General features: G+C 71.0%; 10 protein-coding genes. 5 read left to right on the top strand and 5 right to left on the bottom strand.

What is annotated here, in order from left to right:
• Positions 1-6: 6 nt before the first annotated feature.
• Positions 7-1,992 carry an N-acetylmuramoyl-L-alanine amidase gene (locus tag ACZ7OO_RS27065; protein ID WP_471508505.1) on the bottom strand — a complete coding sequence of 662 codons (1,986 nt, stop codon included), beginning with the start codon at positions 1,990-1,992 and terminating at the stop codon, positions 7-9.
• Positions 1,993-2,258: 266 nt separating this feature from the next.
• Positions 2,259-3,398 carry an aminoglycoside phosphotransferase family protein gene (locus ACZ7OO_RS27060; protein ID WP_471508503.1) on the bottom strand — a complete coding sequence of 380 codons (1,140 nt, stop codon included), beginning with the start codon at positions 3,396-3,398 and terminating at the stop codon, positions 2,259-2,261.
• Positions 3,399-3,664: 266 nt separating this feature from the next.
• Between ACZ7OO_RS27060 and ACZ7OO_RS27055 the strand changes: the two genes are divergently transcribed.
• Complete coding sequence (locus tag ACZ7OO_RS27055) at positions 3,665-5,161, top strand: DNA-binding protein NsdB (protein ID WP_471508501.1); 1,497 nt, start codon at positions 3,665-3,667, stop codon at positions 5,159-5,161.
• 73 nt (positions 5,162-5,234) lie between these two features.
• On the opposite strand, the gene ACZ7OO_RS27050 is transcribed toward ACZ7OO_RS27055, so the two are convergent.
• Positions 5,235-6,665, bottom strand: a complete 1,431-nt coding sequence (locus ACZ7OO_RS27050) for a PP2C family protein-serine/threonine phosphatase (RefSeq protein ID WP_471508499.1) — start codon at positions 6,663-6,665, stop codon at positions 5,235-5,237.
• A 347-nt stretch (positions 6,666-7,012) separates the two neighbouring features.
• On the opposite strand from ACZ7OO_RS27050, the gene ACZ7OO_RS27045 reads away from it, so the two are divergent.
• Together ACZ7OO_RS27045 and ACZ7OO_RS27040 are read left to right on the top strand one after the other, a co-directional pair.
• Positions 7,013-7,426 carry an SsgA family sporulation/cell division regulator gene (locus ACZ7OO_RS27045; protein WP_352221692.1) on the top strand — a complete coding sequence of 138 codons (414 nt, stop codon included), beginning with the start codon at positions 7,013-7,015 and terminating at the stop codon, positions 7,424-7,426.
• 140 nt (positions 7,427-7,566) lie between these two features.
• On the top strand, positions 7,567-9,594 hold the full coding sequence (locus tag ACZ7OO_RS27040) for a phosphocholine-specific phospholipase C (RefSeq protein WP_471508497.1): 2,028 nt from the start codon (positions 7,567-7,569) through the stop codon (positions 9,592-9,594).
• Here ACZ7OO_RS27040 and ACZ7OO_RS27035 read toward each other — a convergent pair.
• Both ACZ7OO_RS27035 and ACZ7OO_RS27030 read right to left on the bottom strand, forming a co-directional pair.
• Complete coding sequence (locus tag ACZ7OO_RS27035) at positions 9,584-10,612, bottom strand: Gfo/Idh/MocA family protein (protein WP_471508495.1); 1,029 nt, start codon at positions 10,610-10,612, stop codon at positions 9,584-9,586. The two genes, ACZ7OO_RS27040 and ACZ7OO_RS27035, sit on opposite strands and share 11 nt — an antisense overlap.
• Before the next feature lie 66 nt (positions 10,613-10,678).
• Positions 10,679-11,773: a baeRF3 domain-containing protein gene (locus tag ACZ7OO_RS27030; protein WP_471508493.1), complete on the bottom strand. Its 1,095-nt coding sequence runs from the start codon at positions 11,771-11,773 to the stop codon at positions 10,679-10,681.
• Between the two features lie 67 nt (positions 11,774-11,840).
• Here ACZ7OO_RS27030 and ACZ7OO_RS27025 point away from each other — a divergent pair, with 67 nt between their 5' ends.
• Both ACZ7OO_RS27025 and ACZ7OO_RS27020 read left to right on the top strand, forming a co-directional pair.
• On the top strand, positions 11,841-12,191 hold the full coding sequence (locus tag ACZ7OO_RS27025) for a hypothetical protein (protein WP_471508491.1): 351 nt from the start codon (positions 11,841-11,843) through the stop codon (positions 12,189-12,191).
• A gap of 89 nt (positions 12,192-12,280) precedes the next feature.
• Complete coding sequence (locus tag ACZ7OO_RS27020; RefSeq protein ID WP_471508489.1) at positions 12,281-13,060, top strand: alpha/beta fold hydrolase; 780 nt, start codon at positions 12,281-12,283, stop codon at positions 13,058-13,060.
• Positions 13,061-13,170: the final 110 nt, after the last annotated feature.

The following is a 13,170-nucleotide window of genomic DNA, read 5'->3' as shown; positions in this document are numbered from 1 at the left end:
CGAGGGTTACCTCCTGACCCACCGGCTGGCCGGCGTCACCGTCACGTCGGCCGCGCGGACGAACGCGACCCGGTGGCCGTACTGGATCTCGTAGTACAGGTCCTTGCCGACCACCACCTGGTGCGAGGCGGTGTCGAAGGTGACCGCGTAGTAGTACTCGCCCGGCACCTCGTCACCGACCACGTACTCCTGGCCCGCGGGAATGGTGTACGGCAGCGCCGCCACCGCCTGGGCAGGTACCCCGGACGGGTACGCGGCCGCCTCCGGATAGGCACGGCCGTACACCGGGACGCTGGTCAGACCCGCCTTCGGCGTCACCACCAGCCCTGCGGCGGTCACCGCCGTCGGCGCCTTCGCCGGGTTCTTGAACCAGGCCTTCTGCCCCAGGTACCAGATCGCCGTCCAGTCGCCCCAGGTGTCCGCCACCGCGTACTGCTGGCCGGTGGAGGCCCGCGAGGAGATGTCGTTCACGTCGGCCGTCGGTGTCGTACCGCGACCGATGTCCTTGATCAGGGCCGAGCTCTCGTCGTGGTCGGAGTACAGCCGTACCTCGCTGGAACCGTGCGCGGCGCACGGCTGGCCCTTGGTGACACAGCCCGTGTACGTCGGCTGGTTCGTGGCGTAGTCCGGCAGGATCGTCACCAGACCGCCCTTCTTGCCCGCCGTGCGCTTGAAGGGGTGCTCCAGCAGCTCGAAGTAGTGCCGCCAGTCCCAGTACGGGCCGGGGTCGGTGTGCATCCCGGGGATCGTGGAGGTGGTCGGTCCCGGCACGTTGTCGTGGCCGAGGATGTGCTGCCGGTCCAGCGGGATGCCGTACTTGGCGGTCAGGTACTTCACCAGCCGCGCCGACGAGCGGTACATCGCCTCCGTGTACCAGGCGTCCGGCGAGGCGAGGAAGCCCTCGTGCTCGATGCCGATCGACTTGGCGTTGATGTACCAGTTGCCCGCGTGCCAGGCCACGTCCTTCGCCTTGACGTGCTGGGCGATCAGACCGTCGGTCGAGCGGACGGTGTAGTTCCAGGACACATAGGTCGGGTCCTGGATCAGGTTGATGGTCCCGTCCCAGGCGCCTTCCGTGTCATGGATGATGATGTACTTGATGCTCTGCGAGACCGGCCGGTCGCCGACGTCGTGGTTGCCGTAGTCGTTGTCCCCGAACTGCTCGTAGGGCGCCGGGATCCATTCGCACGACACCGTTGTCGGGCATTCCGTGTCGTCCGCCGCCACCGTGCGCAGCCCGGTCAGCTTCAGCTGCGCGGTGTCGGCCTTCAGGTCCGGCTGGGCGGCGAGGGCGACCACCTGTCCCTCGTCCGTGGTGCGCTCCTCGCCCGTGCGGAGGACGTCGAACACGTCGTTCGCGTACGCCGCCGCGGTCGCCGTGTCGTCGGCGCCGGAGAAGCGGGCGATCGCGCCGTACCAGTCGGCCGGGTCGGCGCTGAGCGGCTGGTGCAGGGACTGCTGGGCGGCCGCGAGCAGGGCGGCGCCGCCGGCCACGTTCGCCGCCGGGTCGGTGCGCAGCTCCGCCGGCGGGATGCCGGTCAGCCCGGCGGCCCGGACGAGGGTCTTGAGACGGGCCGGGAGCGCGGAGGTCGCCGGCACCTTGACGCTGGGGTGCAGGGCCGGGCGGGCGCTGTCGCCGCGGGCGTCCTCGGTGCCGTCGGCGAAGTGCTCGGTGGTGGTGGCCAGCGCGGTGCGCGCGTCGGTGAGGTGCATCGGGCCGTAGCCGCCCGTCACACTCGGCGCGCCGTCGTGGGTGTCCCAGCGGGACTGGAGATAGGAGACAGCCAGCAGAACGCTCTGCGGCACGTGGTACTCGGTGGCGGCCGACGCGAACGCACGCTGAAGCAGTCCGGCGGACGACGCGGTCTCGCCGGGGGGCGGAGCGGCGCCCAGCAACGGCAACAGCAGCGCCGCGGAGGCTACGGCACCGGCCGCCCTCCGTAGATGTCTGCCGCCGCGCGTGGGCGCTGGCTCGGTGACGGATCCTCGCAAGACGGCCTCCTGGGGCGATCGGGCGCGGCGGGGCGTGCGGGGCTGAGCGTGGCTCAGTGGTACCGGCTGGCCGACGATCCGTCAATCATGCCCAGAGGAGGGAGAATTCCCATGTCATACGATGATCGTGGGAGTTTCGCGGGGGAGGCTCCCGGCCTGCGCGGCGTCAGTGGCGTACACCAGTGTGAGCGGTACGGCCATCCGGGAAATCCGAGAAATCCGCGGTGCGCAGTTGTCCTGAGCGCACCGCGGATTTCTCGTCCCCGTCAGCGAGTGCCGACCGCCGCGCGCACGGCCCGGCGGGCCAGCTGGCAGTCGTCGTGCAGCCGCCGGAGCAACAGCCGCTGTTCCTCGCCGGTCGGCGCGACACCCGGGTGGGCCATACCCGGTGCCGCCGGGGTCGCGTCGTGCATCGAACGCTGCACGGCGGTCTCGTACGTCCGGATCTCCCGGGTGAGGACCAGCATCAGGTTCACCAGGAAGGCGTCCCGGGACGCGGGCCCCGCCGACTGGGCGATCTGGCTGATCTGACGACGCGCCACCGGGGCGTCCCCCAGAACCGACCAGAGCGTCGCCAGGTCGTATCCCGGCAGATACCAGCCCGCGTGCTCCCAGTCCACCAGCACTGGACCGGCCGGCGACAGCAGGATGTTCGAGAGCAGGGCGTCGCCGTGGCAGAACTGGCCCATTCCCTGTCGGCCCGCCGCGACCGCGATGCCGTGCAGCAGCTTCTGCAGGTCACCCATGTCCCGGTCGGTGAGCAGACCCAGCTCGTGGTACCGGGAGATACGGGCCGCGTAGTCCACGGGCGCGTCGAAGGTGCCCGCCGGAGGTCGCCACGCGTTCAGCCGGCAGATCGCGCCGAGAGCGGCCCGGATGTCCGCCCGGGGCGGAGCCTCCGCCGGGTGGCGCTGTACCGCCGCCACCCGCCCTGGCATCCGCTCGATCACCAGCGTGCAGTTGTCCGGGTCCGCCGCGATCAGCCTCGGCGCCCGGATCGGCGGCCGGTGCCGGACGAACGAGCGGTATGCAGCTATTTCGTGGCGGATCCGCTCCGCCCAGGCGGGGGATTGGTCCAGTAGACACTTCGCTACGGCCGTGCTGCGCCCCGTCGTCCCGACGAGGATCACGGACCGCCCGGAGCGCCGCAGCACCTGCACCGGAGCGAACTCCGGGCAGATCCGGTGCACCGACGCGATCGCGGTGCGCAGCTGTGCGCCCTGGGGGCCGGACAAGTCGAGTCTCCCGCTGAGCGGTTGGGTGCCTGGACCCGCGGGTCGCCGTGGCCGGCCCACGACCGGTACGGCGGCCCCGGTACGGGCGGGGTCGAGATAGGGTCCGCTGCCCGCCGGGCGGGGGCGCAGCGTCCGGGGCGGGGCGGACACGGAGGACGATGCTGCGTACATGGGCGATACAGATCCCTTCGTGTACCTGCGGTGCCTGCCTGAGAAGTCCTGCGAGAGGTCCTCGGCGCCCACCCGGCCCGGCCGCCCGGACACACCCTGGGGAGTGTGCCCGTCGAGTGGTGACCGGGTCGGGGTGGCGCGTTCCTACCTGACACCCGTTGCCCAGTGGCACACCATCTGGCGCACCCTGGCGAACCGTGGCGAATAGTCGCCCGGCAACCGGCCCGGGGCTACTGTCAACTCAGCCGAGAACCTGGGGGCTTGACGTGAGCGGACAATCCAACACCCGTCTCTCGGACCTGTTCGGCCTGGCCGGCTGGTCCAAGGGCGAACTCGCGAGGCTGGTCAACCGGCAGGCGGCGGCCATGGGCCACCCCCAGCTGGCGACCGACACCTCGCGGGTGCGGCGGTGGATCGACACGGGAGAGATCCCGCGCGATCCGGTGCCGCGGGTGCTGGCGGCCCTGTTCACCGAGCGTCTCGGCCGTGTCGTGACCATCGAGGACCTCGGTCTGGTACGGCACGGGCGTACGGGAAAACGGTCGGACGACGGGAACGTGGAACATCCCGACGGCATGCCGTGGGCGCCCGAACGAACCGCCGCGGTCCTCACCGAATTCACGGGAATGGACCTCATGCTCAACCGACGCGGCTTGGTGGGCGCGGGTGCCGCGCTCACCGCGGGATCCGTACTCAGCAGCGCCATGCACGACTGGCTGCACACCGACCCCACGCTCAAGGCCGACGCCCCCGTCCTGGACGACCCTCTGCACGCCGACCCCGCTGGGTTCGACCGCTACGAGGCCGCCCCCATCGGGTCCGAGGAGATCGAGGAACTGGAGCGTTCCGTCGAGGTGTTCCGCGCCTGGGACGCGGCCCGTGGCGGCGGGCTGCAGCGCAAGGCCGTGGTGGGACAGCTCAACGAGGTGGGCGGCATGCTCGCCTACCGCCACCCCGACCATCTCCAGCGGCGCCTGTGGGGCGTCGCCGCCAATCTCGCCGTCCTCGCGGGCTGGATGTCGCACGACGTCGGCCTGGAGCCCACGGCCCAGAAGTACTTCGTCATCGCCGCCCACGCGGCCCGTGAGGGCGGTGACCGGCCGCGTGCCGGCGAGGCGCTCTCCAGAGCGGCTCGCCAGATGGTGCATCTCGGCCGGCCCGACGACGCGCTCGACCTGATGAAGCTCGCCAAGTCCGGCTCGGGCGACGAGGTGCTGCCACGCACCAGGGCGATGCTCTACACCATCGAGGCCTGGGCGCAGGCGTCGATGGGCAGGGGCCAGGCGATGCGCCGCACCCTCGGCCAGGCGGAGGACCTCTTCGTCTCCGACCGGGGCGACGTGCCGCCGCCGAGCTGGATGCAGATGTTCAAAGAAGAGGATCTGTACGGCATGCAGGCCCTGGCCTACCGCACGCTGGCCGAGCACGACCCGGGCGCGGCCGTACACGCCCAGCACTTCGCGGAGAAGGCTCTGGCGCTGAGGGTCGACGGCCGGCAGCGGTCGAAGATCTTCGACTTCCTGTCCATGGCGTCCGCCTGCTTCATCGCGGACGACCCCGAACAGGCGGACCGCTACGCGCGGTTGGCACTGATGTCGATGGGATCGAACTCCTCCCACCGCACCTGGGACCGGCTGCGCCAGATGTACCGGCTCACCGCCGAATACTCCACCTACCCGAAGATCCAGGAACTGAGGGAGGAGATCAAGCTCGTCCTGCCCAAGGCCAGGAGCAGGGGGACGAACAACAGCGCACAGGCATAAAGAGCCTGTACGCATTGTGACGCGCGCCGGCAGACTCGCGTGCGCCGACTGATCCGGGTGGCGCCGACTGCCCTTATTCACTCACCTTGGCGATGAGCACGCAGGCCTCGTCCTCGCGCCCGGTCTCGCCGAACTCCTCGATCACGGTCCTGACACATTCGTGGGCGGTGCGTGCCGCTCCGAACCGCGGCGCCATGCCGAGGAGACGGTCCAGGGAGTCCGCCGCGCTGTGCCCGGGCAGCAGTCCGTCGGTGTGCAGCAGGAGCAGGTCGCCGGGTTCCAGGGTCACTTCGGCCTGCCCGTAACCGGCTCCCGAGGTGGCGCCGAGCAGGACGCCGTCCGGCGCGCTCAGCACGCACCCTGTCCCGCCGCGGAACAGCAGCGGGGCGGGGTGTCCTGCCTGTGCCCAGGTCAGGGTACGGGTCAGGGGGCGGTAGCGGCAGCAGACGGCGCTGCCCAGCGCGGGTTGCACGGTGGCGTCGAGCAACTGGTTCAGCAGGGACATGAGTTGCCCCGGCCCGGCGCCGGCCATCGCCATGCCGCGTACGGCGCCCAGCAGCATCGCCATGCCCGAGGTGACGGCGACACCGTGTCCGGTGAGGTCGCCGACGCTGAGCAGGGTGTCGCCGTCGGGCAGCTCCAGCGCGTCGTACCAGTCGCCCCCGAGCAGGGCACCGGCGCCCGACGGCAGGTAACGGGCGGCGGCTTCCAGGGCGCCCGGGCCCCGGCGCGGCAGCCGCAGCGCACCGCGGCCCAGCGGCAGCACGGCTTCCTGCAGTTCGGCCGCGAGCCGCTGCTCCGTCCGGTCCTGTCGGTGCTGGTACCGCATCGAGTCACGGGTCTCGCGCACCGTACGCTGGCTGCGCCGCAGCTCGCTGACGTCCCGCAGCACGGCCCACATCGAGGCGGTGCTGCCGTCGCCGCCGAGCACGGGCTCGCCCATCATGTGCACGGTCCGCACGTGTCCGTCGGGCCGCAGGACGCGGAACTCGCCGTCGATCGGCTTGGCGTCGACCAGACAGTCGGTGACCATCGCGGTCAGCCCGGGCCGGTCCTCGTCCACTACCAGGGAGGGCAGTTCGTCGAGGGTGAGCGCGGGCGCGGCCGGGTCGCGGCCGAGGATCTGGTAGAGCTCACCGGACCAACTGGCCTCGTCCGTCAGGAGGTTCCACTCCGCGCTGCCGACCCTGCTGAGCAGCGAACCGTGCGGAATACCGACCGGCGCCGACGGGTGCACGAGCCCGGCGTCCGGGCCGGGCGGCAGCGGCGCGGGGCCGTCCCGCAGCTGCGCCAAGTGCTCGTCCAGATCGTTGAGTTGATGCAGCGCCAGGTCGCAGAGCGCCCGCTGCCAGCGATCCCGGGGATCCGAACCGTCGCTCCGGGTGTCCCGCCGTACGGCGTCCACGTCGCCCTTGAGCCGCCGCGTCTGCGATATCAACGCCTCGACCGAGCCGCGCCCGGGCGGCTGGGCGGCGGGGCGGTCCGCGGAGACATGGGACGGCATGACGCACTCCGATGGGGGGACGGTACGGCCAGGACGGGCGGGGGACCGGTTACGACTGTGGCACAGCCTGCGACGCCCCGTAAGGGATTTGGCAACACACGATCCGGTGGTGCTTCTGACATATGCCAGAGTCTTCACGGGCTGGTGGACCCCCATGAAAGACGTAGCGGCCGGGTGGGGCAAGGCGTAGGCGCACTACGTGACTTGGCCTACCTTCAAGGCCTTCCGTGTAGCGCTCGGGCGACTGTTCGACGCGCCTGTGTTCGCAGTGTCGCGGTCTTGGCCAACCGCTGAAACTCTGTCCGGATTTCGCGTCATGCGAAGGGCACCTGTGGAGTCCTACAGGCATGGACATCACTTTCGAGCAACCCGCCCGCGCCCGGCTGATCACCGCCGAGGACCAGGAGGTCCCGGTGCCCGCCACGCTCCGGTACACCTCCGGTGATCCGCTGGCCGTGTTCGTCGACTTCCCCGCCGAGGTCACCCTCGGCGGGGAGGAGGTCACCTGGACCTTCGCGCGCTCGCTGCTGGACCAGGGCCTCGATGTCCCCGCCGGACGCGGGGACGTGCACATCTGGCCCTGCGGCCGGGGCCGTACGGCCGTGGAGTTCCACTCGCCGCACGGGCTCGCCCTGCTCCAGTTCGACACTCAGGCACTCTTCCGTTTCCTGCAGCGCACCCACGAGGTGGTGGCACCGGGGGAGGAGGACGTCGAGGCGGTCGTGGAGCGGGGCCTGAGCACCTTGTTCGGGGGCGTGTGAGGGCGATCCGGCGCTACCGACGCGTATTTTGACTTTTGTTCACTCCCGCCTCACCGCTCCGGCCTGGACCTTGGTGAACGGCCCGTGCACCCTTGCGCGCGGTGTGCCACAGGGGCACACCCGTGACGAGGACGGGGCGAATGACACCGATCAGCCGAAGAGGCTTCGTGGGACTGGGCGCTTCCGTGGCGGCGGGCATGGCGGTAAGTGCCGCCGGCCCACGGACGGCGGCCGCGGCCCGGAGCACGGCGACCGGCACGATCTCGGACGTGAAGCACGTGGTCGTCCTGATGCAGGAGAACCGCAGCTTCGACCACTACTTCGGGCGCCTCAAGGGCGTCCGCGGCTTCGCGGACCGCAGCGGCATCACCCTCAGCGGCGGCTACCCGGTCTTCAACCAGCCCAACGGCTCCGGCCGGCAGTACCCGTGGAAGCTGAGCGCCACCCCCGACGCCGGCGGTCAGGACGGCGAGACCCTCGCCCAGTGCAACGGCGACCTGCCGCACTCCTGGTCCTCCCAGCACTCCGCCTGGAACAAGGGCCGCCTCGACAACTGGGTCGCGGGAGTCGGCAATGTGCGGTCGCTCGGCTATCTGGACCGCTCCGACATCTCCTTCCACTACGCGCTCGCCGACAACTACACGATCTGCGACGCCTACTTCTGCTCCACCCTCAGCGCCACCGGCCCCAACCGCACCTACCTGTGGAGCGGCAAGGTCGACTCCGCCAGCTACGACGGCGGTGACGAGTCCGGACTGACCTGGCAGAACTACGCCGAGGCACTGCAGAACGCCGGGGTGACCTGGAAGGTCTACCAGAACGCCCAGGACAACTACGGGGACAACGGCTGCGCCTACTTCAAGAACTTCGCCGGCGCCAAGGCGGGCGACCCGCTGTACGACCGGGGCATGGCCTCCGTCCCCAGGGTGACGGGCTCCACCCCCGACGACATCGCCGCCGCCATCAGGGCCGACGCCGTCGCCGGCACCCTTCCGCAGGTCTCCTGGGTGGTCGCCAACCAGGCGTTCTCCGAGCACCCCTACGCCCCGCCCGGCGACGGTGCCCACTTCGTCAACCTGGTCTACCAGGCGCTCGCCGCCGACGAGGACGTCTTCAACTCGACCGTCCTGTTCCTCAACTACGACGAGAACGACGGCTATTTCGACCACGTCCCGCCCCCGGCGCCGCCTGCCGGCACGGCCGGTGAGTTCCTGAACGGCGTGCCCTACGGCTTCGGGTTCCGCGTCCCGATGATCGTCATCTCGCCCTGGACGCGCGGCGGCTGGGTCTCCTCCGAGGTCTTCGAGCACACCTCGGTGCTCCGATTCCTGGAGACCTGGACCTCGGCCCTCGGCAGGCCCGCCAACTGCCCCAACATCAGCGCCTGGCGGCGCACGGTGAGCGGCGACCTGACCGGCGTCTTCGACTTCGCCAACCCGGTCTACGGCGCCGTCTCCCTGCCCGCGACCAGCGTGATCGGCTACTCCACCTGCGGCCCGCTGCCCAACCCGGTGCCCACCACCAACGCCCTGCCCACCCAGGAGTCCGGCACCCGTCCGGCCCGCGCGCTGCCCTACCAGCCCAACGGGTACCTGGACCACCTGGAGTTCGGGACCGGCGGCAAGATCCTCGCCTGGTTCTCCATGGCCAACCAGGGCGCCCCGGCGACCCGGGCAGCCCACCTCTCCATCCACCCGAACGCCTACCGGGACACGACGCCCTGGCAGTACACGGTGGCCGCGGGCGGAACCGCCTCGGACTACTTCAACATCGGCACGGGCTACGGCGGCGGCAAGTACGACCTGACCATGGCCGGCCCCAACCGCTTCCTGCGCCGCTTCCAGGGCGACGCCACCAAGGCCGGCAAGTCCGCCGAGGTGAGCACCCGTTACGCCGTTGAACCCGGCACTGGCAAGCTCGCCATCTGGTTCAAGCTGACCAACTCGGGTTCCGCGCCGGTGAAGTTCACGATCACCTCGAACAACTACCGCACCGACGGCCCATGGACGTACCCGGTCGCGGCCGGTGCCTCGGTCGAGGACTACTTCAACGCCGTCGCCTACCAGGGCGGCTGGTACGACTTCACGGTCACGGTGGACTCCGACGCGACCTGGTCGCGCCGGTTCACCGGTCACCTGGAGACGGGCTCCGCGAGCGTCAGCGGCTGACGCCTTCGGCGTACAGGTGCGGGCGCGGGGCGAGTGCGACGGTCGTACGGCCGCCGGACTCCAGCGCCCGGACCCCGGCCTCGGCGACCACGGAGGACGCGTAGCCGTCCCAGACGCTCGGTCCGGTCACCCGCCCCTCGCGGGTGGCGTCCACCCAGGACTGCACCTCGCGGTCGTAGGCGTCGGCGAACCGCACCAGATAGTCCTGCGGCACCTCCTCGCGGGCGGCGCCGGCCGAGGTGACCAGCATGGTGTGGTCCTCGCCGATCCGGGCGCTGCCCCGCTCGCAGACCGCCTCGCAGCGCACCTGGTAGCCGAAGCCGCAGTTGACGAAGACCTCGACGTCGACGAGGGCGCCGCCGTCGGTCTCGAAGAGGACCAGTTGCGGGTCGAGCAGCCCCTGGGGGGCACCTGAGGAGGGCTGCGGGCGCAGCACGGTCACCGCGGTCAGCTCCTGGCCCAGCAGCCAGCGGGCCGCGTCGATCTCGTGCGAGACCGAGCTGTTGATCAGCATGGCGCTGGTGAAACCGGGCGGCGAGGACACGTTGCGATGGGTGCAGTGCAGCATCAGCGGCCGGCCCAGGCCGCCGCCGTCCAGCAGGGACTTCAGGCGCCGGTACTCGGCGTCGTAGCGGCGCATGAACCCGATCTGGGCCAGCCTGCGTCCGAGCGCGGCTTCGGCCTCCACCACCCGCAGCGCACCTGTGGAGTCCGGCACCATGGGCTTCTCGCACAGCACCGGCAGCCCGCGCGTGAAGGCCGCGAGCAGCGGCTCCTCGTGCGCGGGGCCGGGGGAGGCGATCAGCACGGCCTCGACACCGGGTGCGTCCAGGGCGGCCAGCGGATCCGCGTGAACGGTGACCCCGTCAAGGCCGGCCACCGCCTCCTTGGCGCGATCGAGGTCGGGGTCGGCGACAGCCGCCACCCTCGCACCGCTCACCACCTGGTCGAGCCGTCGTATGTGGTCCGCACCCATGTGTCCGGCACCCAGTACCGCGACGCCCAGCAGCTCAGCCACGCCCACACTCCCTCTCAGCCGACGATCACGTTCCGAGCCTAGACGTCGGCCGAGTGAGCAGGTTCGTCAGTAGCGCAGCACCCCGGCGATGCCGTTCTCGTCGCCCAGGGTGCCGTCCGGGACGAAGCGGACGTCGGCGCCTGTCTCCAGGCACTGCTCGACGATCTCGTCCACGATGTCGTCGCGGGCGTCGAGGTCGCCGCTCGCGGCCGGGACCAGGTGGTCGCCGTCGTCACGGACGGCCGTGCGGTAGTTCTCCTCGACGGCCAGGAGCCGGACGCGGCCCTCGCGGGCGCTCTGCCAGACCTCGTCGACACCGGCCGCGAACGTCCTGTGACCGCGCGCGGATTCCAGTTCCCGGGTCACCGACGCGGTGTTCCGGCGGGCGTCCGCCTCCAGCAGCGGCCGGATCACCTGCCACACGGCCTCCGGACCGGCGTGCGTGAGGCCGCCGTGCTGCACGGGGATGCTGTGCCTGGTGACGTTGCCGAACTCCTCCCACAGGGACAGCGCGGCCTGCTCGCCGGTCACGTAGAGGCGCCTCGGCTCCTCACGCAGCAGCGCGGCCATCATGGTGTCCGCGTCCCGCAGGAAGCGCTTGGTGTCCTCGTCGCGGAAGGTGCTGGGCATGTCGCCGATACGCTGCAGCCGCTCGGCGTCGAAGTTCTCCTGGCTGCGGGTCATCGGGAAGCCGCCGGCCTTGCTCTCGGTGACCCGGTCGACCCCGCCGTTCCACAGCGTGACGCGGTCGGACGAGATCGACAGCACCCAGAACGGCCGCTCGGCGGCCTGGGCCGAGACCAGGTTGCGGGTGAGGAAGGTGTCCGAGAGCACCACGCGCTCGGGCACGCTGCGGGCCAGCGACCACACCTGGTGCTCACCCGGCGCGGCGAAGATCACCAGACCGTCCTCGGCATGTGCCAGATCGATCTCGGCGAGGGCCCGGTCGAGCTGGTCGAAGACGTCGCTGCGCCGCTCCCGGGTGACCGCGGGATCGGTTTCCAGCTGCTTCTTCGCCTCGGCCACGACATTGCGCAGCCGGACGGGATCCTGGGCGTTGTCGGGCTCGCGGCGGTGCGTCGGCGTCAGCACGGACACGGCGGGGTAAGGGCGCGGGCGGCGCAGCTCGGCGAGGGTCGAAGGACTGAGTGCGTGCTCCATATCAGCACCATAGGGCCGATTCGCCATTGGGGCATTTGGGGTAATTATCCCAGTGGAGGTGAGCGTGATGGCCCGGCTGACCGTCGAAGGCGACGAGGTCGTCGTCCGCCTGGGCGGGCGGGAGCGGCTGCTCGCCCACCGTGGCCGGGTCAGGGTGCCGCTCGCGCAGGTGCGCGCGGCCTCGGTGGAGCCCGACTGGTGGCGGGTGCTGCGCGGTGAACCGCACCCCGGCCACTTTCTGCCCGACCGGTTCTGTGTCGGCGCCTGGGAGCACCCCGGCGGGCGGGACTTCGTCGCCGTCCACGAGCACGGCCCGGTCGTCCTGGTCGAGTTGGAGCCGTCCGCGCCCTTCGCGCGGCTCGCGGTGTCCGCGGACGACGCCGAGGCCACCGTGGCGGCCATCCGGCGCACGCTGTAACCGTGTTGAGGCCGGCTTCCCGATGACGGTGGCCGGGGCGGCCGGTTACCGTACCCGGCAGTAACCGGATCACGCCCCAGGAGGCCCCCATGTCGCAGCTCGAAGTCGACGGAGCGGCGCTGACGTACGACGACGAGGGCCCCCGGGACGGCGCCGCCGCGCCCCTGGTGTTCATCCACGGCTGGACCGCCGACCGGCACCGCTGGGACCACCAGATGGCGCACTTCGCCGAGTTGCGCCGGGTGATCCGCCTCGACCTGCGCGGTCACGGCGAGAGCACCGGGGTCGGCGTGAAGACGATCGCCGAACTCTCCGAGGACGTCGTCGCCCTCCTCGACCATCTCAAGGTGGATCGTTTCGTCCCCGTCGGTCACTCCATGGGCGGCATGATCTCCCAGACCCTCGCGCTCACCCGTCCCGAGCGGGTCGAGCGGATGGTGCTGGTCAACTCCATCGGCCGGATGACGTACAGCCGCGGCCGTGGTCTGCTGATGGCGGCCTCCACCCTGGCGCCGTTCAAGCTGTTCGTCGCCGCGAACATCCAGCGCGCCTTCGCACCCGGTCATCCCCGCGAGGAGATACGGGAGTACATCCGCGCCTCCGCGGCCACCCCGCGCGAGGTCGTCATGACGCTGTACGGCGCCATGCGGGCCTTCGACGTCCTCGACCGGGCCGGGGAGATCGCCGCGCCCACCCTGATGGTGCACGGCTACCACGACATCCAGCTGCCGGTGGGGCAGATGCTGCGGATGGCCAAGGCCTACCCGGACGCGGTGGTCCGGATCATCGACGCGGGCCATGAGCTTCCCGTGGAGCGGCCGGCCGAGCTGACGGCGGCGCTGGACCGGTTCCTGACGGCGGCGCCGTAGCGCGAGGGCGCGACAGCGACAGGTGACCGGCGCCCAGGAAAACCGCGGCGCCGGTTCCGCTTGGGGAACATTTTGCGCTTGGCGTGTTCCGGCCGGGCGGAGCCCGGTGT

This window comes from Streptomyces sp. NPDC111744, assembly GCF_055634995.1.
This window is presented reverse-complemented; position numbering and strand designations above follow the sequence as displayed.

What these genes read in the sequence shown, in the direction of transcription:
- ACZ7OO_RS27040 (WP_471508497.1), top strand. Translation starts at nt 7,567, where the DNA reads ATGACACCGATCAGCCGAAGAGGCTTCGTGGGACTGGGCGCTTCCGTG.
- ACZ7OO_RS27045 (WP_352221692.1), top strand. Translation starts at nt 7,013, where the DNA reads ATGGACATCACTTTCGAGCAACCCGCCCGCGCCCGGCTGATCACCGCC.
- ACZ7OO_RS27025 (WP_471508491.1), top strand. Translation starts at nt 11,841, where the DNA reads ATGGCCCGGCTGACCGTCGAAGGCGACGAGGTCGTCGTCCGCCTGGGC.
- ACZ7OO_RS27050 (WP_471508499.1), bottom strand. Translation starts at nt 6,665, where the DNA reads ATGCCGTCCCATGTCTCCGCGGACCGCCCCGCCGCCCAGCCGCCCGGG.
- ACZ7OO_RS27060 (WP_471508503.1), bottom strand. Translation starts at nt 3,398, where the DNA reads ATGTACGCAGCATCGTCCTCCGTGTCCGCCCCGCCCCGGACGCTGCGC.
- ACZ7OO_RS27030 (WP_471508493.1), bottom strand. Translation starts at nt 11,773, where the DNA reads ATGGAGCACGCACTCAGTCCTTCGACCCTCGCCGAGCTGCGCCGCCCG.
- ACZ7OO_RS27020 (WP_471508489.1), top strand. Translation starts at nt 12,281, where the DNA reads ATGTCGCAGCTCGAAGTCGACGGAGCGGCGCTGACGTACGACGACGAG.